This is a genomic window from Enterobacter cloacae complex sp. SHL012, from assembly GCF_049237505.1.
Taxonomy (GTDB): domain Bacteria; phylum Pseudomonadota; class Gammaproteobacteria; order Enterobacterales; family Enterobacteriaceae; genus Enterobacter; species Enterobacter kobei.
This window is the reverse complement of the sequence record NZ_JBMKIZ010000004.1, coordinates 14,148-38,237: the sequence shown is the minus strand read 5'-3', so window position 1 is coordinate 38,237 and position 24,090 is coordinate 14,148. Positions and strand designations below refer to the sequence as shown.

The window sequence follows — 24,090 nt, the reverse complement described above, 5'->3', positions numbered from 1 at the left end:
GCCACCCTCGGGTTCAAAAAAAGCGGGGTCGATCCTGATTACCTTTCACTGACATTACCGAGCAGGGAAAATAAATGCTCCCACTCGTTTATTGTTGTTTTTAACGACCACGTCAAGCGGAAATCAACGTAATAAGGTAATCATTTCTCTCAACGTTAATGCAGCATCGTGAGAGTCGTGAGAAAAGGCGAGCGAGACGGTATTCAAAGCCGGGGAATTCAGGCAAAGTTATCGCACGAAAGCGTAGGCTGCGGGGATAATGACATGTCAGGACGCATTGATTATCAAATCGAAAAATATAGCTTTGGTGCCGTAGAGGAGAACCAAAGACTCACGCATCAGTGGGCAGAAGTCGCCGCCGAATGCCGCCAGCTTCAGGCGGGGGCGGAGGAGCGTTTACGCATTGCCTTGCTCAACGTGGATTATGTCACCAGCTTCGAACTGCCATTTCGGCTGATACTGACCCGCGCCCCGCAGCTAATCGCCGGGCTGCGCGATGAGTTTCAGCTAAACCAGAAGAACGTCATCTTCAACGGCAAGCGCTTTGGCTGCGTTTACAGCCTGAAAGGCGATCTGGATGCGATCCCCGACGCTTTTCAATACCGCATGACCACCCGCATTCGACGGGTCGATCCCACCGGGCTTACGGCGGAGCCATTCCGGCAGATTGCCAGAGAGGTCAAAGCGCCGCGTGAGCGACTGAAGCTGGCGCTGGAATCGGGTCTGGCTGTGACTGCGCTTGACGGGCTTTTCTGGTTGGGGAGCCAGCGTATGGCGGCGGATATTGCAGGGTTGAGAAGAAAGGGAATGGCAATCGTGACTGCGGAAACGGACGTCTTTGATGATTACACCGGGACGCACAGGCGGGTCCCGGTGTATCAACGGGTCAGCGATTAGTCGATGGTGCGCAGCAGTTCGTTGATACCGACTTTACCGCGGGTTTTCGCATCCACTTTCTTCACGATAACGGCACAGTACAGGCTGTATTTGCCATCTTTCGACGGCAGGTTACCGGAAACGACCACGGAACCCGCCGGAACGCGGCCGTAGTGAACTTCGCCGGTTTCGCGATCGTAAATACGGGTGCTCTGGCCGATGTAAACGCCCATGGAGATCACGGAACCCTCTTCCACGATCACGCCTTCAACCACTTCTGAACGCGCGCCGATGAAGCAGTTGTCTTCGATGATGGTTGGGTTAGCCTGCAGTGGCTCCAGAACACCACCGATGCCCACGCCGCCGGACAGGTGAACGTTTTTACCGATTTGGGCACAGGAACCGACGGTAGCCCAGGTATCCACCATCGTACCTTCGTCAACGTAGGCACCGATGTTCACGTAGGATGGCATCAGCACGGTGTTGCGTGCGATGAACGCGCCCTGACGCACTGCCGCAGGCGGCACCACGCGGAAGCCTTCTTTCTGGAAACGCGCTTCGTCGTAATCAGCGAATTTCATTGGGACTTTATCGAAGTAGCGGCTTTCTGCTCCGTCGATAACCTGGTTATCGTTGATACGGAAAGAGAGCAGCACCGCTTTCTTCAGCCATTGATGAGTAACCCACTGACCGTCGATTTTTTCTGCCACGCGCAGCGCGCCGGAATCCAGCAGGGAAATCACCTGGTTTACCGCTTCACGGGTCACGGTATCCACATTTGCCGGGGTAATCTCGGCGCGACGCTCAAAAGCGGACTCAATAACGTTCTGTAACTGCTGCATTGTTTACTCTTTCCATTTCACTAAAAAACACGTCACCCTTTATCGTTTGGATTGAGGGCTGCTGTCAACCGTTGTTGCACTTCAAGTTGCAGGTCATTATTAAGGGCACGCCGGTCGGCGGTGGCGATTATAAATAAATCTTCTACTCGCTCGCCAATGGTTGTAATTCGGGCGCCATGAAGCGAAATTCCCAGATCGGCAAAAACCTGGCCGACGCGGGCGAGCAGCCCTGGCTGGTCGAGCGCGATCAGCTCCAGGAACGATTTACGGTCGGTGTGGGTCGGCAGGAAATTGACCTCGGTATCGACGGTAAAGTGGCGCAATTTCGCCGACTGGCGACGCGGCTGCGGTGGCTGCCAGCTGCGCTGAGTGATCGCCTGTTCCAGACCGAAGCGTATCCCTTCATGTCTGTCCGACGAGAGCGGACTGCCGTCCGGCTCCAGCACGATAAAGGTATCCATCGCCATGCCGTCGCGGGTGGTAAAAATCTGCGCGTCGTGAACGCTCAGGTTACGCCTGTCCAGCTCGGCGCAGACCGCAGCAAACAGATAAGGCCGATCCGGGCTCCAGATGAAGATCTCCGTCCCGCCGCGCGTCGCCTGTGGGCTAAGCAGGATCATCGGCTGCGACAGATCGTGCTTCAGCAGATGTCGCGCGTGCCAGGCAAGCTGGTTTGGGCTGTGGCGGACAAAATAGTTGGCACGGCAGCGGGCCCAAATCTGATGCAGTGCTTCTTCATCAATGTTATCCATCCGCAGCAGCGCCAGGGCCTGCAGCTGGTGATGGCGCACGCGTTCGCGCATGTCCGGGGTGTTTTGCATCCCGCGACGCAGCTGTTTTTCGGTAGCGAAATAGAGCTCGCGCAGCAGGCTTTGCTTCCAGCTGTTCCACAGGGTTTCATTGGTGGCACAAATATCCGCGACCGTCAGGCACACCAGATAGCGCAGACGGTTCTCCGTCTGGACCTCTTCGGCGAATTGCTTAATCACCTCTGGATCCTGAATATCACGACGCTGGGCAGTGACTGACATCAGCAGGTGATGGCGTACCAGCCAGGCGACCAGCTGCGTTTCGCGCGAGTTGAGCCCATGCAGCTCGGCAAATTTCAGCACGTCCTGCGCACCCAGCACCGAGTGGTCTCCACCGCGGCCTTTGGCGATGTCGTGGAACAGGGCGGCAATCAGGATCAGTTCCGGATGGGTGAGGCGCGGCCACAGCTCCACGCAAAGCGGGTGGCGGGATCGCGTCTCTTCTTTCGCAAAGCTTTCCAGCTTGAGCATGACGCGGATCGTGTGCTCATCCACCGTGTAGGCGTGAAAGAGATCGAACTGCATCTGTCCGACGATGTGCGACCACTGCGGCATATAGGCCCACAGCACGCTATGACGGTGCATTGGCAGCAGACCACGGCTGACGGCGCCAGGATGACGGAGCATACTCAAAAACAGCGAGCGCGCTTCCGGGATATAGCACAGCGGCTGCGTCAGATGACGGCGCGCATGGCGCAGATGGCGCAGGGTGGTGGAGTAGATCCCGGTAATCGTGCTGTTGCGCACCATGGTGTAGAACATTCGCAGGATCGCTTCCGGCTCGCGGATAAACAGCGTTTCGTCCCGCAGGTCGATAAGCGTGCCGCGCAGCTGGAATTCGTCATCAATTGGGCGCGGCTTTTCGTCCGCCGTCAGGGCCAGAATGGCCTCGTCGAACAGCTGCAACAGCATCTGGTTCAGCTCGGTCACCCGGCGGGTGACGCGGAAGAAATCCTTCATCATCTGCTCAACCGGTTCGTTACCTTCGCCCTGATAATTCAATCGCTGCGCCACGCTGAGCTGGCGGTCAAACAGCAGGCGGTTATCGTAGCGGGTCACTTCCAGATGCAGGGCAAAACGGATGCGCCACAGCAGATGCAGGCACTCGTTCAGTTCGTTACGTTCGGCCTCGGTTAAAAAGCCAAAGCCGACCATCTCGTCCATTGAGGTGGCGCCAAAGTGGCGGCGGGCCACCCACTGTAGCGTGTGGATGTCGCGCAGGCCGCCGGGGCTGCTTTTAATATCGGGTTCAAGATTGTAACTGGTGCCGTGGTAGCGCTGATGGCGCTGATTTTGCTCCTCGACCTTCGCGGCGAAGAATTTTTCTGACGGCCAAAAGCCGTCGCTGAAGATGTGCTTTTGCAGCTCCAGGAACAGCGCCACGTCACCGATCAGCAGACGGGTTTCAATCAGGTTGGTGGCGACGGTCAGGTCAGATAAGCCCTCCAGCAGGCACTCTTCCAGGGTTCTCACGCTGTGTCCCACTTCCAGTTTCACGTCCCAGAGCAGGGTCAGCAGCTCGCCAATCTTCTGCGCCTGTTCGTCCGGTAGCTTTTTACGGCTTAAGATCAGGAGATCGATATCGGAAAGTGGATGAAGTTCACCGCGGCCATAGCCCCCGACGGCAACCAGCGCGATGTCGCTCACCTGCCCGAAACCGTAGTCGATCCACAGACGCTGCAGGAGCTGGTCGATAAATTCGGTGCGCGCTTCAATAAGTTGCTCGGCTGAGACCCCTGCGTCGAACGCGCTGCCCAGCCAGCGATGGAAAACATCCATATGGGCTTTGATATGCGCGCAGGTCAGCTCGTGCGACGGCCAGACGCCCGGGTTATCGGGCTGGTCGGGAAGGGTGGGAAGTGCTGTGTTAGCATACTGTTCGGGTAAGAGATTACTCATCGTGCGCCACCCATAAGAAAAAGCTATCGCCATTAAAAAAGCCGGCATTTGCCGGCTTCTTATCACTCAATGTTCGTCAGTATCGCCGGGATGGTGTCATCCTTGCGCAACGTCATAATTTCGCAGCCGTTGTCTGTTACCACAATAGTATGCTCGTACTGAGCAGACAAGCTTCTGTCTTTGGTTTTCACCGTCCAGCCATCTTTCATGGTGCGGATGCGGTAGTCACCGGCGTTCACCATCGGCTCGATGGTGAAGGTCATACCCTTTTGCAGCACCACGCCGCCGTCATCGGCATCATAGTGCAGAACCTGGGGTTCTTCATGGAAAACGCGGCCAATACCGTGACCGCAGTATTCGCGCACGACGGAGAACCCTTCCGCTTCTACAAACTTCTGGATGGCAGCACCAATGGTACGCAGGCGAATACCCGGCTTAACCATTTTCAGCGCCAGGTACAGGCTCTCTTGTGTCACTTTGCACAGACGCTCGCCCAGAATCGTTGGCTTGCCGACAATGAACATCTTAGAGGTGTCACCGTGGTACTCGTCTTTAATGACGGTCACGTCGATGTTGACGATGTCGCCATCTTTCAGCAGTTTTTCGTCGTCCGGGATACCGTGACAAACCACTTCATTAATAGAAATGCAGACGGATTTCGGGAAACCGTGGTAGCCGAGGCAGGCGGAAACCGCGTGCTGCTCGTTCACGATATAGTCGTTACAGATGCGGTCCAGTTCACCGGTGCTGACGCCCGGCTTCACGAACGGTTCGATCATTTCCAGCACTTCCGCGGCCAGACGACCGGCGACGCGCATCTTTTCAATTTCTTCAGGTGTCTTAATAGAGATAGCCATGTAATCTGTCCATCGGTGTCGATTTTTTCGACAATACTAGTCTAAGTGTCGTCAATGGTATCAGTCAGGCACGCTCCGTGCCAAATTGAGAATCATTAACAGCACACTCCGCCAACAACTGTTGGTTTCTGGTCGTGTTTTGTGGTATAAAGCGCGCCGGACTTCCGATCCATCTCAGATACACAGGCTGGACGGGAGCGACAAATCTCACTTTGTGTAACAACACACACGTATCGGCACATATTCCGGGGTGCCCTTCGGGGTCGGTAATATGGGATACGTGGAGGCATAACCCCAACTTTCAATATAGAGGTTTTAAACATGGCAACTGTTTCCATGCGCGACATGCTCAAGGCTGGTGTTCACTTTGGTCACCAGACCCGTTACTGGAACCCGAAAATGAAGCCTTTCATCTTCGGCGCGCGTAACAAAGTTCACATCATCAACCTTGAGAAAACTGTACCAATGTTCAACGAAGCCCTGGCTGAGCTGAACAAGATCTCTTCCCGTAAAGGTAAGATTCTGTTCGTTGGTACTAAGCGCGCTGCAAGCGAAGCTGTGAAAGATGCTGCTAACAGCTGCGACCAGTTCTTCGTGAACCATCGCTGGTTGGGCGGCATGCTGACCAACTGGAAAACTGTTCGTCAGTCCATCAAGCGCCTGAAAGATCTGGAAACCCAGTCTCAGGACGGTACTTTCGACAAGCTGACTAAGAAAGAAGCGCTGATGCGCACTCGTGAACTGGACAAGCTGGAAAACAGCCTGGGCGGTATCAAAGATATGGGCGGCCTGCCAGACGCGCTGTTCGTAATCGATGCAGACCACGAGCACATCGCTATCAAAGAAGCTAACAACCTGGGTATCCCGGTATTCGCTATCGTTGATACCAACTCCGATCCGGACGGTGTTGACTTCGTTATCCCGGGTAACGACGACGCAATCCGTGCTGTTAGCCTGTACCTGAGCGCTGTAGCTGCTACCGTTCGTGAAGGCCGTTCCCAGGATCTGGCTTCTCAGGCGGAAGAAAGCTTCGTAGAAGCTGAATAATAAGGTTTTACCCCTTATTAGTACCGTGTATGAATAGGGGCCCATTACCGGCCCCTTTTTTCAATTTACACTGTTTGGCCCCCGGCCGGGCAGTTCACATCTCCCGAGGATTTAAGAATGGCTGAAATTACCGCATCCCTGGTAAAAGAGCTGCGCGAGCGTACTGGCGCAGGCATGATGGATTGCAAAAAAGCGCTGACTGAAGCGAACGGCGACATCGAGCTGGCAATCGAAAACATGCGTAAATCCGGTGCGATCAAAGCAGCTAAAAAAGCAGGCAACGTTGCTGCTGACGGCGTGATCATCACCAAAATCGACGGCAACTACGGCATCATTCTGGAAGTTAACTGCCAGACTGACTTCGTTGCTAAAGATGGCGGTTTCCAGGCATTTGCGAACAAAGTTCTGGACGCAGCGGTTGCTGGCAAAATCACTGACGTTGAAGTTCTGAAAGCACAGTTCGAAGAAGAACGTGTTGCGCTGGTTGCTAAAATCGGTGAGAACATCAACATCCGTCGCGTTTCTTCTCTGGAAGGCGACGTTCTGGGCTCTTACCAGCACGGTGCACGTATCGGTGTTCTGGTTGCGGCTAAAGGCGCTGACGAAGAGCTGGTTAAACAGCTGGCTATGCACATCGCTGCAAGCAAACCAGAATTCGTTAAGCCAGAAGACGTGTCTGCTGAAGTGGTAGAAAAAGAGTACCAGGTTCAGCTGGACATCGCGATGCAGTCTGGTAAGCCAAAAGAAATCGCAGAGAAAATGGTTGAAGGCCGTATGAAGAAATTCACCGGCGAAGTTTCTCTGACTGGCCAGCCTTTCGTTATGGATCCAAGCAAGTCTGTTGCTCAGCTGCTGAAAGAGCACAACGCTGACGTAACTGGCTTCATCCGCTTCGAAGTGGGCGAAGGCATCGAGAAAGTTGAGACTGACTTCGCAGCAGAAGTTGCTGCAATGTCCAAGCAGTCTTAATGATTGAAAAGGAGCCGCCTGAGGGCGGCTTCTTTTTGTCACCCGTCATATGAAATCAGACAGGCTCCAGTATCGCTGTGCTGATTTGCGGCATATCATGTCGCCAGAATTAACTCCCATCTTAATCGTTGACAGTCTCAGGAAAGAAACATGGCTACCAATGCAAAACCCGTGTACAAACGCATTCTGCTTAAGCTGAGTGGCGAAGCGCTGCAGGGATCGGAAGGCTTCGGTATTGACGCAAGCATCCTTGATCGCATGGCACAGGAAATCAAAGAACTGGTCGAACTGGGTATCCAGGTTGGCGTGGTCATTGGCGGTGGCAACCTTTTCCGTGGTGCTGGTCTGGCGAAAGCGGGGATGAACCGCGTTGTGGGTGACCACATGGGTATGCTGGCAACCGTCATGAATGGCCTGGCGATGCGTGATGCGCTCCACCGCGCCTATGTGAATGCCCGCCTGATGTCCGCGATTCCACTGAATGGCGTATGCGATAATTATAGCTGGGCAGAGGCGATCAGCCTGCTGCGCAACAACCGCGTGGTGATCCTCTCCGCCGGTACGGGTAACCCGTTCTTTACGACCGATTCCGCTGCCTGCCTGCGCGGTATTGAGATCGAAGCCGATGTGGTACTGAAAGCGACCAAAGTAGACGGCGTGTTTACTGCCGATCCGGCAAAAGATCCTTCCGCCACCATGTACGATCAGCTGAGCTACGGCGAAGTGCTGGAAAAAGAGCTGAAAGTGATGGATCTTGCAGCCTTCACGCTGGCTCGCGACCACAAACTGCCGATCCGTGTCTTCAACATGAATAAGCCAGGCGCACTGCGTCGCGTGGTCATGGGCGAAAAAGAAGGCACTTTGATCACGGAATAATTTCCGTCGGCGATAAATACAGGTAAGATTCCGCTTTATTTTGTAGTGGTATCTTACCCGGGCGCGCCTTTGGCGTTGTCATGAATTAAACGCGACTATACTTAGCACACCTGTAGCGCTGTGCTGGCGGATAGTCTGCCTGAGACAAGTTTTCAAGGATTCGTAACGTGATTAACGACATCAGAAAAGATGCTGAAGTACGCATGGAAAAATGCGTAGAAGCGTTCAAAACCCAAATCAGCAAAATCCGTACTGGCCGTGCTTCCCCAAGCCTGCTGGATGGCATCATCGTGGAATACTACGGTACGCCAACCCCTCTGCGTCAGCTGGCGAGCGTGACGGTAGAAGATACCCGTACGCTGAAAATCAACGTGTTCGATCGCTCTATGAGCCCGGCGGTTGAGAAAGCGATCATGGCCTCTGACCTCGGTCTGAACCCAAGCTCTGCCGGTTCTGATATCCGCGTTCCACTGCCTCCACTGACGGAAGAGCGTCGTAAAGATCTGATCAAAGTGGTGCGTGGCGAAGCTGAGCAGGGTCGCGTATCCGTGCGTAACGTTCGCCGCGACGCGAACGATAAAGTGAAAGCGCTGCTGAAAGAAAAAGAGATCAGTGAAGATGACGATCGTCGTTCTCAGGACGACATTCAGAAAATGACCGATGCAGCGATCAAGAAAATTGATGCGGCGCTGGCAGATAAAGAAGCGGAACTGATGCAGTTCTGATTTCTATCGTACACTGATAAACGCCGTTCAGAGGGACTTCGGGTCTTGCTGGCGGCGTTTTGCTTTTATCTGGTCTAACTTTTTCGGGCATCCCATGAAGCATTTAACTCTCCTTGGCTCAACCGGCTCTATCGGTTGCAGTACTCTCGACGTCGTCCGCCACAATCCTGAACATTATACCGTGACCGCGCTGGTCGCCGGTAAGAACGTGCAGCGCATGGTCGAGCAGTGCCTGGAGTTTATGCCACGTTATGCGGTGATGGATGACGATGAGAGCGCGCGTCAGCTGAAAACTCTGCTGCTTGAGAAGGGCAGTCGAACCGAGGTGCTGAGTGGGTCGCAGGCGGCCTGCGACATGGCGGCGCTGGATGAGGTTGACCAGGTCATGGCGGCCATTGTCGGTGCGGCCGGGTTGTTGCCGACGCTTGCGGCAATAGATGCGGGTAAAGATGTTCTGCTGGCCAACAAAGAGTCGCTGGTGACCTGCGGACGCCTGTTTATGGACGCGGTGAAGCAGCGCGGGGCGCGTCTTTTGCCGGTCGACAGCGAGCACAACGCCATTTTTCAGAGTTTACCGCAACCTTTTCAACAGAACCTGGGGTACGCTGACCTGGAGCAGAATGGCGTCGTGTCGATTCTGCTTACCGGGTCTGGTGGCCCGTTCCGTGAAACGCCACTGTCTGAACTGAGCGCAATGACGCCGGATCAGGCGTGTCGTCATCCGAACTGGTCAATGGGGCGTAAAATCTCCGTTGACTCCGCCACCATGATGAACAAAGGTCTGGAATACATTGAAGCTCGCTGGCTGTTTAATGCGTCAGCGAAACAGATGGAAGTTCTGATTCACCCGCAATCGGTCATTCACTCGATGGTGCGCTATCAGGATGGCAGCGTGCTGGCACAGCTGGGCGAGCCGGATATGCGTACGCCCATCGCCCATACAATGGCGTGGCCAAACCGGGTGAAATCGGGCGTGAAGCCGCTTGATTTTTGTAAGCTAAGTTCCCTGACGTTCAGTGAACCCGATTACGATCGCTATCCTTGTCTGAAGCTTGCGATGAACGCCTTCGACCAGGGACAGGCGGCGACGACGGCACTGAATGCAGCCAACGAAATTACCGTTGACGCATTTCTGCATCAGCAAATCCGCTTTACCGATATCGCAACGTTGAATTTATCGGTACTGGAAATAATGGATTTGCGTGAGCCTCAAAGTGTGGAAGAGGTGCTGGCGGTCGATGCTGCTGCACGTGATATTGCGCGTAAACAGGTGAGCCGCCTCGCAAGCTGGTGATAAAGCAAGCACTAGTCGTCGTGCTATTTGTTAGCTTTGGGCTTCAGTGATATAGTCTGCGCCACCTGATCGCAGGAATTTGACTTTATGTGATCAGGTAAGCCGTGGTTTGACACGGCTTTTTTATGTACAGGCTTAAGTATTCCTGAGTACCGTTAAATCCTTTTCAGGGACAAAAAACGCGTTATGTTGTCTGCGAATCAACCAATAAGCGAAAACTTGCCAGCTCATGGCTGCCGTCATGTAGCAATCATTATGGATGGCAATGGCCGCTGGGCGAAAAGACAAGGGAAGATACGAGCCTTTGGGCATAAAGCAGGGGCGAAATCCGTTCGCCGCGCCGTTTCTTTTGCCGCGAATAACGGCATTGATGCGTTAACGCTCTATGCTTTTAGCAGTGAAAACTGGAATCGACCGCCGCAGGAAGTGACTGCGTTGATGGAACTGTTTGTGTGGGCGCTCGACAGCGAAGTAAAAAGCCTGCACCGCCACAACGTCCGCCTGCGTATCATTGGCGATACCAGTCGTTTTAACTCACGTTTGCAGGAACGGATTCGTAAAGCAGAAGCGCTGACTGAAAATAATACCGGTCTGACGCTCAATATCGCGGCGAATTACGGCGGACGCTGGGATATTATCCAGGGCGTTCGGCATCTGGCCGAACAGGTTCAGGAAGGGCTGTTGAGACCCGACCAGATTGATGAAGAGGCGCTGAGCAAGCAAATCTGCATGAATGAGCTGGCACCTGTGGATTTGGTAATTAGGACAGGGGGGGAACATCGCATAAGTAACTTTTTGATATGGCAAATTGCCTATGCCGAACTTTACTTTACAGATGTTCTTTGGCCCGATTTTGATGAACAAGACTTTGAAGGTGCGCTGCATGCCTTTGCCAATCGAGAGCGTCGTTTCGGCGGCACCGAGCCAGGTGGCGACAATGCCTGATGGGGGTAGCTTTTGCTGAAGTATCGCCTGATTTCCGCTTTTGTATTAATACCCATTGTCATTGCGGCGCTGTTTTTACTGCCCCCGGTGGGATTCGCTATTGTCACGCTGGTGGTCTGCATGCTCGCGGCGTGGGAATGGGGACAGTTTAGCGGCTTTTCCTCGCGCAATCAGCGAGTATGGCTTGCGGTACTCTGTGGCTTTATTCTGGCCATAATGCTGTTTACGTTGCCTGAATATCACCACGATATTCATCAGCCGCTGGTTGCCGGTTCCTTGTGGATATCGCTGGCCTGGTGGGTGGCTGCATTGCTGCTGGTTCTTTTTTATCCAGGCTCTGCGGCGTTATGGCGTAATTCAAAAGTGTTGCGACTCATTTTTGGTCTGCTCACCATTGTGCCTTTTTTCTGGGGGATGGTCGCGCTACGCGCCTGGCACTATGACGAAAACCACTATAGCGGTGCGATCTGGCTGCTTTATGTGATGATTCTCGTCTGGGGGGCTGACTCCGGGGCCTATATGTTTGGTAAACTGTTCGGCAAACATAAACTGGCGCCGAAGGTGTCTCCAGGGAAAACCTGGCAAGGATTCATCGGCGGCTTGTTTACGGCTGCAGTTATCTCCTGGGGCTATGGCGTCTGGGCGGATCTGGCAGTGGCTCCGTCAATACTGCTGGTATGCTCTATTTTTGCAGCGCTTGCCTCAGTGCTCGGTGATTTAACCGAAAGTATGTTTAAGCGTGAAGCAGGGATTAAGGACAGCGGACATCTGATTCCAGGGCATGGCGGTATACTGGATCGCATTGACAGCCTGACAGCGGCTGTTCCAGTGTTTGCTTGCCTGCTTTTACTGGTATTCGGGACGATTTAACGGAAGGTTTTATGCTGAGCATTCTCTGGAATCTGGCGGCGTTCATTGTTGCACTGGGTGTGCTGATTACCGTGCATGAATTTGGCCATTTCTGGGTTGCTCGCCGTTGTGGTGTGCGGGTAGAGCGATTCTCCATTGGTTTTGGCAAATCACTCTGGACGCGCACCGACCGTCACGGCACGGAATTTGTCATTGCACTTATCCCGCTTGGCGGCTACGTCAAAATGCTCGACGAACGCGTCGAGCCTGTCGCACCCGAGCTGCGACACAGTGCGTTTAACAACAAAACCGTTGGACAACGCGCTGCCATCATCGCTGCCGGACCGGTAGCCAACTTCATCTTTGCAATTTTCGCTTACTGGCTGGTGTTTATTATCGGCGTCCCTGGCGTGCGTCCGGTGGTGGGGGAAATTGCGCCCAACTCTATCGCGGCGAATGCGCAAATTACGTCCGGGATGGAACTTAAAGCGATTGATGGCATCGAAACCCCTGATTGGGATGCCGTGCGACTGCAACTGGTAGCCAAAATTGGCGATGCGCAGACAACCCTCAGCGTATCGCCGTTTGGGTCAGACGCGCGTCAGGACAAAGTACTGGATTTACGCCACTGGCGTTTCGAGCCCGATAAAGAAGATCCCGTCGCAGCGCTGGGTATTCGTCCCCGCGGTGCGCAGATTGAGCCGGTATTAGCTGAAGTCCAGCCAAATTCGGCGGCGAGCAAAGCGGGTTTGCAAGCGGGCGACAGGATCGTTAAAGTCGATGGTCAACCATTAACAGAGTGGATGACCTTTGTTACTCTGGTGCGCGATAATCCGGGGACGTCCCTCGCGCTTGAAGTTGAAAGGCAAGGCAGTCCGCTTTCGCTGACGCTGATCCCGGATACGAAGTCGGTCGGCAAAAAGGCAGAAGGGTTCGCAGGCGTTGTGCCAAAAGTGATCCCGCTGCCAGATGAGTACAAGACAATACGCCAGTATGGGCCGTTCAGCGCCATCCTTGAAGCCACGGATAAAACATGGCAACTGATGAAGCTGACGGTCAACATGTTGGGGAAATTGATAACCGGTGATGTGAAACTGAACAACCTCAGTGGGCCAATCTCGATTGCTCAGGGGGCTGGGATGTCAGCGGAATTCGGGGTGATTTACTATCTCATGTTCCTCGCGCTCATTAGCGTGAACCTTGGGATAATCAACCTGTTCCCGCTTCCCGTGTTAGACGGGGGTCATCTGCTGTTTTTAGCGATTGAAAAGCTAAAAGGCGGACCGGTATCCGAGCGAGTTCAAGACTTTAGTTACCGCATCGGCTCGATTTTGCTGGTGCTGTTAATGGGGCTTGCACTTTTCAATGATTTCTCTCGGTTGTAAGAGAGTTAGTTAGGAAGAACGCATAATAACGATGGCGATGAAAAAGTTGCTCATAGCGTCGCTGCTGTTTAGCAGCGCCACCGTATACGGTGCTGACGGGTTCGTAGTGAAAGACATTCATTTCGAAGGCCTTCAGCGTGTCGCCGTTGGTGCGGCCCTCCTCAGTATGCCTGTGCGCCCCGGCGATACGGTTAATGATGAAGATATCAGTAACACCATCCGTGCTCTGTTTGCCACCGGCAACTTCGAGGATGTCCGCGTCCTGCGCGATGGTGATACGCTGCTGGTACAGGTAAAAGAACGTCCAACGATCGCCAGTATCACTTTCTCCGGTAACAAGTCGGTGAAAGATGACATGCTCAAGCAAAACCTTGAAGCATCCGGTGTTCGTGTGGGGGAATCTCTGGACCGCACAACCCTTTCAGACATTGAAAAAGGTCTGGAAGACTTCTACTACAGCGTCGGTAAATACAGTGCCAGCGTGAAAGCGGTGGTTACGCCGCTCCCACGTAACCGTGTTGACCTGAAGCTGGTCTTCCAGGAAGGTGTTTCCGCGAAGATCCAGCAGATCAACATCGTGGGTAACCACGCGTTTAGCACCGACGAACTGATCTCCACTTTCCAGCTGCGCGATGAAGTGCCGTGGTGGAACGTGGTTGGCGATCGTAAATACCAGAAACAGAAACTGGCGGGGGATCTCGAAACCCTGCGCAGCTACTATCTGGATCGCGGTTACGCCCGTTTCAACATTGATTCGACTCAGGTCAGTCTGACGCCGGACAAGAAAGGTATCTACATCACGATTAACATCACTGAAGGCGATCAGTACAAGCTTTCCGGTGTTGAAGTCAGTGGTAACCTGGCCGGGCATTCAGCTGAAATTGAAGCGCTGACTAAAATTCAGCCGGGCGATCTGTACAGCGGTTCTAAAGTCACCAAAATGGAAGACGGCATTAAGAAGCTGCTCGGCCGCTATGGTTATGCTTACCCGCGTGTACAAACACAGCCGGAAATCAACGACGCGGATAAAACCGTTAAGCTGCATGTTAACGTTGATGCGGGTAACCGTTTCTACGTACGTAAGATCCGCTTCGTCGGTAACGATACCTCCAAAGACTCCGTTCTGCGTCGCGAAATGCGTCAGATGGAAGGGGCATGGTTGGGTAGCGACCTCGTTGACCAGGGTAAAGAGCGTCTGAACCGTCTGGGCTATTTCGAAACCGTGGACACGGAAACGCAGCGTATACCCGGCAGCCCGGATCAGGTTGATGTCGTGTATAAGGTGAAAGAGCGTAACACCGGTAGCTTCAACTTCGGTGTGGGCTACGGTACTGAAAGTGGCGTGAGCTTCCAGGTTGGCGTCCAGCAGGATAACTGGCTGGGTACAGGTTACTCTGTCGGTATTAACGGCACCAAAAACGACTACCAGACCTACTCTGAGTTCTCTGTTACCAACCCATACTTCACCGTTGACGGTGTAAGCCTGGGCGGTCGTATCTTCTATAACGACTTTAAAGCAGACGACGCGGATCTCTCCTCCTATACCAACAAGAGCTATGGTGTAGACGGAACGCTCGGCTTCCCGGTTAACGAATACAACACCCTGCGTGCGGGCTTAGGTTACGTGCATAACGACCTGTCCAACATGCAACCTCAGGTGGCGATGTGGCGTTATCTGGACTCTATTGGCCAGTCTGCGAGTAAAACCGGCGATAACAATGGCTTCGCCGCGGATGACTTCACCTTCAACTATGGCTGGACCTATAACCGCCTCGACCGTGGTTACTTCCCAACGGAAGGTTCTCGCGTCAACCTGAACGGTAAAGTGACCGTTCCGGGCTCTGACAATGAGTTCTACAAGGTAACCCTGGATACCGCGTCCTACTTCCCAATTGATGATGACCACAAGTGGGTCGTTCTGGGTCGTACCCGTTGGGGCTATGGTGATGGTATCGGCAGTAAAGAGTTGCCGTTCTACGAGAACTTCTACGCGGGTGGTTCCAGCACCGTGCGTGGCTTCCAGTCCAACAACATTGGTCCGAAAGCGGTTTACTACGGCGGTAACGATAAAGATAACTGCTATAAATCTTCATCTTCCGAAGTGTGTAGCTCTGATGATGCAGTGGGCGGTAACGCCATGGCCGTGGCGAGCCTCGAGTTCATCACACCAACGCCGTTTATCAGTGATAAATACGCGAACTCCGTCCGTACGTCCTTCTTCTGGGATGCCGGTACGGTGTGGGACACCAACTGGCAGAATACTGCACAGATGCGTGATGCTGGCGTTCCGGACTACAGCGATCCGAGCAATATTCGCATGTCTGCTGGTATCGCATTACAATGGATGTCACCGCTGGGACCGTTGGTCTTCTCTTACGCCCAGCCGTTTAAGAAATACGATGGAGACAAAGCGGAGCAATTCCAGTTTAACATTGGTAAAACCTGGTAATAATCCGCTGCAAAGGAATGCGTTGGCAGTGTAGCGCTGACAACCGGCGATCGGTAAAACGGTCGCCTTGCCACGCAAAGAACGGTACCTTCTGGTGCCAATGGGATGGTAAGGAGTTAATTGTGAAAAAGTGGTTATTAGCTGCAGGTCTCGGTTTAGCGATGGCAACTTCTGCTCAGGCAGCAGACAAAATCGCAATCGTCAACATGGGTAATTTGTTCCAGCAGGTTGCACAGAAAACGGGTGTTTCTGCAACACTGGAAAACGAATTCAAAGGCCGTGCGAGCGAACTGCAGCGTATGGAAGGCGATCTTCAGTCCAAAATGCAGCGTCTGCAGCGTGATGGTTCTACCATGAAAGCAAGCGATCGCAGCAAACTGGAAAAAGACGTTATGGCTCAGCGCCAGACCTTCTCTCAGAAAGCGCAGGCTTTCGAGCAGGATCGTCAGCGTCGTTCTAACGAAGAGCGTGGCAAGCTGGTCACTCGCATTCAGACTGCTGTTAAAGCAGTGGCTGCCGATCAGAGCATCGATCTGGTTGTTGATGCGAATGCCGTTGCTTTCAACAGCAGCGATGTTAAAGACATCACCGCTGATGTTCTGAAACAGGTTAAATAAGTAATGCCTTCAATTCGACTGGCTGATTTAGCTCAGCAGTTGGATGCAGAATTACACGGTGATGGCGATATCGTCATCACCGCTGTTGCGTCCATGCAATCTGCTAAAGCTGGCACGATTACCTTCATGGTAAGCCCTAAGTACCGTGAACAACTGGCTCAATGCCAGGCGTCAGCTGTTGTTCTGACGCAGGACGATCTTCCCTTTGCCACTGGAAGTGCACTGGTAGTGAAAAACCCCTACCTGACGTATGCACGCATGGCTCAAATTCTTGATACCACGCCGCAGCCGGCTCAGAACATTGCTGCCAGTGCAGCAATCGATCCGACGGCTAAGCTTGGTAACAACGTTGCCGTTGGTGCGAATGCGGTTATCGAGTCTGGCGTTGTGCTGGGTGATAACGTCGTGATTGGCCCGGGGTGCTTCGTTGGGAAAAATACGAAAATCGGCGCAGGAACCCGTTTATGGGCCAATGTGTCCATTTATCATGAAGTTGAAATCGGCGAAAATTGCCTCGTCCAGTCCAGCACCGTGATTGGTTCTGATGGCTTTGGTTACGCGAACGATCGCGGTAACTGGGTTAAGATCCCGCAGCTTGGTCGCGTTATTATTGGCGATCGCGTGGAGATTGGGGCCTGTACCACGATCGACCGTGGTGCACTCGACGACACGATCATTGGCAATGGTGTTATCATCGATAACCAGTGCCAGATTGCGCATAACGTTGTGATTGGCGACAATACCGCAGTTGCGGGGGGCGTCATCATGGCGGGCAGCCTGAAAATTGGTCGTTATTGCATGATTGGCGGTGCGAGCGTGATTAATGGCCACATGGAAATATGCGACAAGGTGACGGTGACGGGCATGGGCATGGTAATGCGTCCGATCACCGAACCTGGCGTCTATTCCTCGGGCATTCCGCTGCAACCCAACAAGGTATGGCGTAAAACAGCAGCACTGGTGATGAACATTGATGATATGAGCAAGCGACTCAAGTCTCTTGAGCGTAAGATCGATCAACAAGACTAAACGTCACCCGTTTAACGCTATCTTTCCCGGCCTGTCGGCTTTCTAATAAACCGGCAGGCCGTGTTATTATTGTTATCAGTACATTTTGACAGGAAGAGTATTTTGACTACTGACACTCATACTCTGCATATTGAAGAGATTTTAGAACTTCTGCCGCACCGCTACCCGTTTTTGCTGGTAGACCGTGTGCTGGATTTTGAAGAAGGTCGTTTTCTGCGCGCAGTGAAAAATGTTTCCGTGAACGAACCGTTCTTCCAGGGACACTTCCCGGGTAAGCCTATCTTCCCGGGTGTGTTGATTCTGGAAGCGATGGCTCAGGCTACCGGTATTCTGGCGTTTAAAAGCGTCGGTAAACTGGAGCCAGGTGAACTCTATTACTTCGCAGGTATTGATGAAGCGCGCTTTAAGCGTCCTGTCGTGCCTGGTGATCAGATGATCATGGAAGTCACTTTTGAAAAAACGCGTCGTGGCCTGACTCGCTTCAAAGGCGTAGCGCTGGTTGACGGCAAAGTTGTTTGCGAAGCGACGATGATGTGTGCTCGTAGCCGGGAGTCCTGATACGTGATTGATAAATCCGCCTTTATTCATCCTACTGCTATTGTGGAAACCGGCGCCATCATTGGTGCCAACGTTCACATTGGCCCGTTCTGTATTGTTGGACCCAATGTCGAAATTGGTGAGGGTACAGTACTGAAATCTCACGTTGTCGTGAATGGTCATACAACCATTGGCAGCAATAACGAGATCTATCAGTTCGCTTCCATCGGTGAAGTTAACCAGGATCTGAAATATGCTGGTGAGTCGACCCGTCTGGAAATTGGCGATCGTAACCGTATTCGCGAAAGCGTCACCATTCATCGTGGAACAGTACAGGGTGGTGGGTTGACGAAGGTGGGTAGCGATAACCTGTTTATGGTGAATGCGCATATTGCGCATGACTGTACCGTGGGCGATCGCTGTATTCTTGCCAACAACGCAACGCTGGCAGGACACGTATCTGTTGATGACTTCGCAATTATTGGCGGCATGACCGCAGTCCATCAGTTCTGCATCATTGGTGCACACGTGATGGTCGGTGGCTGCTCCGGTGTGGCGCAGGACGTCCCACCGTATGTGATTGCGCAGGGCAACCATGCCACGCCGTTTGGCGTGAACATCGAAGGCCTCAAGCGTCGTGGTTTTAGTCGCGAAGCGATTACGGCCATCCGTAACGCGTACAAACTGCTGTACCGTAGCGGTAAAACGCTGGAAGAGGCGAAGCCGGACATTGCCGAACTGGCGGATAAGTTCCCGGAAGTGAACGCGTTCATGGAGTTCTTTGACCGTTCAACAAGGGGTCTGATTCGTTAATGGTCGACAGTCGTCCGCTTACGATAGCCCTGGTCGCCGGAGAAACCTCCGGCGATATTCTTGGTGCCGGTCTCATCCGCGCGCTCAAAGCTCGCGTACCTAACGCCCGCTTTGTTGGCGTGGCTGGCCCGCTGATGCAGGCCGAAGGCTGTGAAGCCTGGTATGAAATGGAAGAGCTGGCCGTGATGGGCATTGTTGAGGTGCTGGGGCGTTTGCGACGCTTGCTGCATATTCGTGCCGATCTTACCCGCCGCTTTACCGAGCTCAAACCCGATGTGTTTGTCGGTATCGATGCACCCGACTTCAACATTACCCTCGAAGGTAATCTGAAAAAGCAGGGCATCAAAACCATTCATTACGTCAGTCCGTCCGTTTGGGCGTGGCGACAGAAACGTGTTTTCAAAATTGGACGGTCCACCAACCTGGTGCTGGCTTTTCTGCCTTTCGAAAAAGCGTTTTACGACAAATTTAATGTTCCGTGCCGTTTTATCGGTCATACCATGGCGGATGCGATGCCGCTGGATCCGGATAAAAACGCGGCGCGCGACGTGCTCGGTATCCCTCATGATGTGCACTGTCTGGCATTGCTGCCAGGAAGCCGTGGCGCAGAAGTGGAGATGCTGAGCGCTGATTTCCTGAAAACCGCGCAGATTCTTCGCAAGACGTATCCCGATCTTGAAGTGGTCGTGCCGCTGGTGAATGCCAAACGCCGCGAGCAGTTCGAACGCATTAAAGCGGAAGTCGCCCCGGATCTTCACGTCCGCCTGCTGGACGGGAAAGGTCGGGAAGCGATGTTTGCGAGCGATGCCGCACTGCTGGCCTCTGGCACGGCTGCGCTGGAATGTATGCTGGCGAAATGCCCGATGGTGGTCGGTTATCGTATGAAGCCGTTTACCTTCTGGCTGGCAAAACGTCTGGTGAAAACGGATTATGTTTCCCTGCCAAACCTGCTTGCCGGGCGCGAGCTGGTAAAAGAGCTCTTACAGGATGAGTGCCAGCCTCAGGCGCTGGCGGAGGCCCTGCTGCCGCTGCTCGCCAACGGCAAGACCAGCCACCAGATGCATGATACCTTCCGTGAACTGCATCAACTGATCCGCTGCAATGCAGATGAGCAAGCGGCCGATGCAGTGCTGGAGTTAGCAAAATGATGGAATTTGTATACCCTCACACGCATCTTGTGGCAGGGGTGGACGAAGTCGGTCGTGGCCCGTTAGTGGGGGCTGTTGTGACCGCCGCGGTGATCCTCGATCCCGCCCGCCCGATCGTCGGGCTAAACGACTCAAAAAAATTATCCGAAAAACGTCGACTGGCCCTGTTCAGTGAGATTCAGGAGAAGGCTCTGGCCTGGAGCCTGGGGCGCGCTGAGCCGCATGAAATCGACGAGTTGAATATTTTGCATGCTACAATGCTGGCCATGCAGCGCGCGGTAGCGGGCCTGAAAATTGCCCCGGAATATGTCCTGATTGACGGCAACCGCTGTCCGGCACTGCCGATGCCTTCGATGGCGGTCGTCAAAGGCGATAGCCGTGTCGCCGAGATCAGCGCAGCATCTATTATTGCCAAGGTGACACGCGACGCTGAAATGGCCGCGCTGGACCTCACTTACCCTCAGTATGGCTTCGCCCAGCACAAGGGGTATCCTACGGCTTTCCATCTGGAAAAGCTGGCTGAACATGGCGCAACTGAACATCACCGGCGCAGCTTTGGCCCGGTGAAACGCGCGCTGGGACGGGTGTCCTGAATCAATACGCAAGCAATTAAGTAACGCGGAATCTGAAGATGGCTGAACCACGTTTCGTACACCTGCGGGTGCATAGCGACTACTCCATGATCGATGGGCTGGCGAAGACCGGGCCGCTTGTAAAAAAGGCGGCCGCGCTTGGCATGCCTGCGCTGGCGATCACCGATTTTACCAACCTGTGTGGCCTGGTGAAGTTCTACGGAACGGCACATGGCGCGGGGATGAAGCCTGTCGTCGGTGCGGATTTTCATGTTCAGAGCGATCTCATCGGCGATGAACTGACGCAAATTTCCGTGCTGGCCATGAACAACACCGGCTACCAGAACCTCACTCTGCTTATTTCGAAAGCCTATCAGCGCGGCTATGGTGCGCTGGGCCCGTGGATCGACCGGGACTGGCTGGCGGAACTGAACGAAGGGCTGCTGCTGATCTCCGGTGGCCGCATGGGCGACGTCGGCAAATGCCTGCTGCGTGGCAACAGCGCGCTGGTGGATCAGTGCGTCTCGTTTTATGAAGAATATTTCCCGGATCGTTACTATCTGGAATTGATCCGCACCGGCCGCCAGGACGAAGAGAGCTATCTGCACGCCGCTGTTGCGCTGGCTGAAGAGCGCGGTTTGCCCGTGGTGGCGACGAATGATGTGCGTTTCCTGGAATCCGGCGATTTTGACGCCCACGAAATTCGTGTGGCGATCCATGATGGCTTCACCCTTGACGATCCAAAGCGCCCGCGTAATTACTCATCGCAGCAGTATATGCGCAGCGAAGAGGAGATGTGCGAGCTCTTTTCCGATATCCCTGAAGCGCTGGAAAACAGCGTAGAGATTGCCAAGCGCTGTAACGTCACCGTGCGCCTCGGCGAATACTTCCTGCCGCAGTTCCCGACGGGTGACATGACGACGGAAGATTTCCTGGTCATGAAATCGAAGGAGGGTCTGGAAGAGCGTCTCGAATTCCTCTTCCCGGATGAAGAAGAACGTAAAAAACGTCGTCCGGAGTATGACGAGCGTCTGGATATAGAGCTTCAGGTTATCAACCAGATGGGCTTCCCCGGCTACTTCCTGATCGTTATGGAGTTCATACAGTGGTCGAAGGATAACGGGGTGCCGGTAGGTCCGGGCCGTGGATCCGGTGCGGGCTCGCTGGTGGCGTATGCATTAAAAATTACCGACCTCGATCCGCTGGAATTCGACCTGCTGTTCGAACGTTTCCTCAACCCGGAACGTGTTTCCATGCCCGACTTCGACGTCGACTTCTGCATGGAGAAACGCGATCAGGTGATCGAGCACGTAGCGGACATGTATGGCCGTGACGCGGTATCGCAGATCATTACCTTCGGTACCATGGCGGCGAAAGCGGTTATCCGCGACGTGGGTCGTGTACTCGGCCACCCGTACGGTTTCGTCGATCGTATTTCTAAGCTGGTGCCGCCCGATCCGGGCATGACGCTGGCAAAAGCGTTTGAAGCCGAACCTCAGCTGCCGGAAATCTACGAAGCTGACGAAGAAGTCAAAGCCCTGATCGACATGGCGCGCAAGCTGGAAGGCGTCACGCGTAACGCCGGTAAGCATGCGGGTGGCGTGGTTATTGCTCCGACCAAAATTACCGACTTCGCGCCGCTCTACTGCGATGAAGCGGGTGAGCATCCAGTCACTCAGTTTGATAAGAACGACGTGGAATACGCCGGGCTGGTGAAGTTTGACTTCCTCGGCCTGCGTACGCTGACGATCATCGACTGGGCACTGAAGATGATCAACCCGCGCCGGGAAAAGCAGGGCCTTGAACCGATAGACATTGCTGCCATCCCGCTGGATGACAAGAAAAGTTTCGACATGCTGCAGCGCTCGGAGACCACCGCGGTCTTCCAGCTTGAATCCCGCGGCATGAAAGACCTGATCAAGCGCCTGCAGCCTGACTGCTTCGAAGATATGATCGCACTGGTGGCGCTGTTCCGCCCGGGGCCGCTGCAGTCGGGGATGGTAGATAACTTTATCGACCGTAAGCACGGTCGCGAAGAGATTTCCTACCCGGACGTGCAGTGGCAGCATGAAAGCCTGAAACCGGTACTGGAGCCGACCTACGGCATCATCCTGTACCAGGAACAGGTCATGCAGATTGCTCAGGTGCTTTCTGGTTATACCCTCGGCGGCGCGGACATGCTGCGTCGTGCGATGGGGAAGAAAAAACCTGAAGAGATGGCCAAGCAGCGCTCCATCTTTGAAGACGGCGCGAAGAAAAACGGCGTTGACGGCGAGCTGGCGATGAAAATCTTCGACCTTGTGGAGAAATTCGCCGGGTACGGATTTAACAAATCCCACTCTGCCGCCTATGCCCTAGTCTCATACCAGACGCTGTGGCTGAAAGCGCACTATCCTGCTGAATTTATGGCGGCGGTAATGACTGCCGATATGGATAACACCGAGAAGGTCGTTGGCCTGGTGGATGAGTGCTGGCGCATGGGGCTCAAGATCCTGCCGCCGGATATTAACTCGGGGCTTTACCATTTCCACGTCAACGACGACGGGGAGATCGTTTACGGGATCGGTGCGATCAAGGGCGTGGGTGAAGGGCCGATCGAGGCGATCATCGAAGCGCGTAACAACGGCGGCTATTTCCGCGAGCTGTTCGATCTGTGCGCCCGTACCGATACCAAAAAACTGAACCGCCGCGTACTGGAAAAGCTGATCATGTCCGGCGCGTTCGACAGGCTGGGGCCGCACCGCGCTGCGTTGATGAACTCCCTCGGCGATGCCCTGAAAGCGGCGGACCAGCACGCGAAAGCGGAAGCCATTGGGCAGGCAGATATGTTCGGTGTGCTGGCGGAGGAGCCGGAGCAGATTGAGCAGTCGTATTCTAACTGCCAGCCATGGCCAGAACAGGTCGTGCTGGATGGCGAGCGTGAAACGTTAGGCTTGTACCTGACGGGTCACCCGATCAACCAGTACATCAAAGAAATTGAGCGCTATGTCGGCGGCCACAGGCTAAAAGACATGCATCCGACAGAACGTGGTAAAATTACCACGGCTGCGGGGCTCGTGATTGCTGCAAGGGTTATGGTCACCAAGCGCGGCAATCGTATCGGCATCTGTACGTTGGATGACCGTTCCGGGCGTCTGGAGGTGATGTTGTTCACCGACGCGCTGGATAAATACCAGCAATTGCTGGAAAAAGACCGCATACTTATCGTCAGCGGACAGGTCAGCTTTGATGACTTCAGTGGGGGGCTTAAAATGACCGCCCGCGAAGTGATGGACATTGACGAAGCCCGGGAAAAATATGCTCGCGGGCTTGCTATCTCGCTGACGGACAGGCAAATTGATGACCAGCTTTTAAACCGACTCCGTCAGTCTCTGGAACCCCACCGCTCGGGGACAATTCCAGTACATCTCTACTATCAGAGGGCGGATGCACGTGCGCGGTTGCGCTTTGGTGCAACGTGGCGTGTCTCTCCGAGCGATCGTTTACTGAACGATCTCCGTGGCCTCATTGGTTCGGAGCAGGTGGAACTGGAGTTTGACTAATACAGGAATA

Annotated in this window: 20 protein-coding genes; 17 read left to right on the top strand and 3 right to left on the bottom strand. The window is 53.9% G+C overall.

Translation table 11 applies throughout. From position 1 onward, the window contains the following. Window positions 1-264 precede the first annotated feature (264 nt). Window positions 265-897, top strand: coding sequence for a hypothetical protein (locus ACOTY9_RS14725; protein ID WP_023332126.1), 633 nt, complete (start codon window positions 265-267; stop codon window positions 895-897). On the opposite strand, the gene dapD is transcribed toward ACOTY9_RS14725, so the two are convergent. The 3 genes from dapD to map form a co-directional block, all read right to left on the bottom strand. Then, window positions 894-1,718 (bottom strand): 2,3,4,5-tetrahydropyridine-2,6-dicarboxylate N-succinyltransferase, encoded by an 825-nt coding sequence (gene dapD / locus ACOTY9_RS14720; RefSeq protein ID WP_008501915.1) that lies wholly within the window; start codon window positions 1,716-1,718, stop codon window positions 894-896. The two genes, ACOTY9_RS14725 and dapD, sit on opposite strands and share 4 nt — an antisense overlap. A 32-nt stretch (window positions 1,719-1,750) precedes the next feature. Next, window positions 1,751-4,426 (bottom strand): bifunctional uridylyltransferase/uridylyl-removing protein GlnD, encoded by a 2,676-nt coding sequence (glnD, locus tag ACOTY9_RS14715; protein ID WP_348565756.1) that lies wholly within the window; start codon window positions 4,424-4,426, stop codon window positions 1,751-1,753. A 62-nt stretch (window positions 4,427-4,488) separates the two neighbouring features. After that, window positions 4,489-5,283: a type I methionyl aminopeptidase gene (gene map, locus ACOTY9_RS14710; protein WP_014882626.1), complete on the bottom strand. Its 795-nt coding sequence runs from the start codon at window positions 5,281-5,283 to the stop codon at window positions 4,489-4,491. A 321-nt stretch (window positions 5,284-5,604) separates the two neighbouring features. Between map and rpsB the strand changes: the two genes are divergently transcribed. From rpsB to dnaE, 16 genes are all read left to right on the top strand, one after another. Then, a complete protein-coding gene (rpsB, locus tag ACOTY9_RS14705) occupies window positions 5,605-6,330 on the top strand; it encodes a 30S ribosomal protein S2 (protein WP_003856207.1) in 726 nt (241 codons plus the stop codon). Between the two features lie 117 nt (window positions 6,331-6,447). Further along, entirely contained in the window at window positions 6,448-7,299 is an 852-nt protein-coding gene (gene tsf / locus ACOTY9_RS14700; protein ID WP_014882627.1) for a translation elongation factor Ts, read from the top strand. A gap of 150 nt (window positions 7,300-7,449) precedes the next feature. Then, a complete protein-coding gene (gene pyrH / locus ACOTY9_RS14695; RefSeq protein ID WP_023332129.1) occupies window positions 7,450-8,175 on the top strand; it encodes a UMP kinase in 726 nt (241 codons plus the stop codon). A 167-nt stretch (window positions 8,176-8,342) separates the two neighbouring features. Next, a complete protein-coding gene (gene frr, locus ACOTY9_RS14690) occupies window positions 8,343-8,900 on the top strand; it encodes a ribosome recycling factor (protein WP_014882629.1) in 558 nt (185 codons plus the stop codon). A 94-nt stretch (window positions 8,901-8,994) separates the two neighbouring features. Next, entirely contained in the window at window positions 8,995-10,194 is a 1,200-nt protein-coding gene (gene ispC, locus ACOTY9_RS14685) for a 1-deoxy-D-xylulose-5-phosphate reductoisomerase (RefSeq protein ID WP_023332130.1), read from the top strand. Between the two features lie 186 nt (window positions 10,195-10,380). Next, window positions 10,381-11,139, top strand: a complete 759-nt coding sequence (gene ispU / locus ACOTY9_RS14680; RefSeq protein WP_014882631.1) for a (2E,6E)-farnesyl-diphosphate-specific ditrans,polycis-undecaprenyl-diphosphate synthase — start codon at window positions 10,381-10,383, stop codon at window positions 11,137-11,139. A 12-nt stretch (window positions 11,140-11,151) separates the two neighbouring features. Next, the gene (gene cdsA, locus ACOTY9_RS14675) at window positions 11,152-12,009 is read left to right on the top strand and encodes a phosphatidate cytidylyltransferase (RefSeq protein ID WP_348565755.1); all 858 of its coding nucleotides are present in this window, start codon (window positions 11,152-11,154) and stop codon (window positions 12,007-12,009) included. Window positions 12,010-12,020: 11 nt separating this feature from the next. Beyond that, entirely contained in the window at window positions 12,021-13,373 is a 1,353-nt protein-coding gene (gene rseP, locus ACOTY9_RS14670; RefSeq protein ID WP_014882633.1) for a sigma E protease regulator RseP, read from the top strand. A gap of 31 nt (window positions 13,374-13,404) precedes the next feature. Continuing rightward, entirely contained in the window at window positions 13,405-15,822 is a 2,418-nt protein-coding gene (gene bamA, locus ACOTY9_RS14665; protein ID WP_014882634.1) for an outer membrane protein assembly factor BamA, read from the top strand. Between the two features lie 122 nt (window positions 15,823-15,944). After that, complete coding sequence (gene skp, locus ACOTY9_RS14660) at window positions 15,945-16,439, top strand: molecular chaperone Skp (RefSeq protein ID WP_014882635.1); 495 nt, start codon at window positions 15,945-15,947, stop codon at window positions 16,437-16,439. A gap of 3 nt (window positions 16,440-16,442) precedes the next feature. Further along, window positions 16,443-17,468: a UDP-3-O-(3-hydroxymyristoyl)glucosamine N-acyltransferase gene (lpxD, locus tag ACOTY9_RS14655; protein WP_045134605.1), complete on the top strand. Its 1,026-nt coding sequence runs from the start codon at window positions 16,443-16,445 to the stop codon at window positions 17,466-17,468. Window positions 17,469-17,570: 102 nt separating this feature from the next. Then, the gene (gene fabZ / locus ACOTY9_RS14650) at window positions 17,571-18,026 is read left to right on the top strand and encodes a 3-hydroxyacyl-ACP dehydratase FabZ (RefSeq protein WP_010426706.1); all 456 of its coding nucleotides are present in this window, start codon (window positions 17,571-17,573) and stop codon (window positions 18,024-18,026) included. A gap of 3 nt (window positions 18,027-18,029) precedes the next feature. Then, the gene (lpxA, locus tag ACOTY9_RS14645; RefSeq protein WP_014882637.1) at window positions 18,030-18,818 is read left to right on the top strand and encodes an acyl-ACP--UDP-N-acetylglucosamine O-acyltransferase; all 789 of its coding nucleotides are present in this window, start codon (window positions 18,030-18,032) and stop codon (window positions 18,816-18,818) included. Continuing rightward, window positions 18,818-19,966 (top strand): lipid-A-disaccharide synthase, encoded by a 1,149-nt coding sequence (gene lpxB, locus ACOTY9_RS14640; protein WP_023332133.1) that lies wholly within the window; start codon window positions 18,818-18,820, stop codon window positions 19,964-19,966. The genes lpxA and lpxB overlap by 1 nt, the downstream gene beginning before the upstream one ends. Further along, window positions 19,963-20,559 (top strand): ribonuclease HII, encoded by a 597-nt coding sequence (gene rnhB / locus ACOTY9_RS14635; RefSeq protein ID WP_014882639.1) that lies wholly within the window; start codon window positions 19,963-19,965, stop codon window positions 20,557-20,559. Before lpxB ends, rnhB begins: the two co-directional genes overlap by 4 nt. Window positions 20,560-20,597: 38 nt before the next feature. Then, window positions 20,598-24,080, top strand: coding sequence for a DNA polymerase III subunit alpha (gene dnaE / locus ACOTY9_RS14630; RefSeq protein WP_023336775.1), 3,483 nt, complete (start codon window positions 20,598-20,600; stop codon window positions 24,078-24,080). Window positions 24,081-24,090 lie beyond the last annotated feature (10 nt).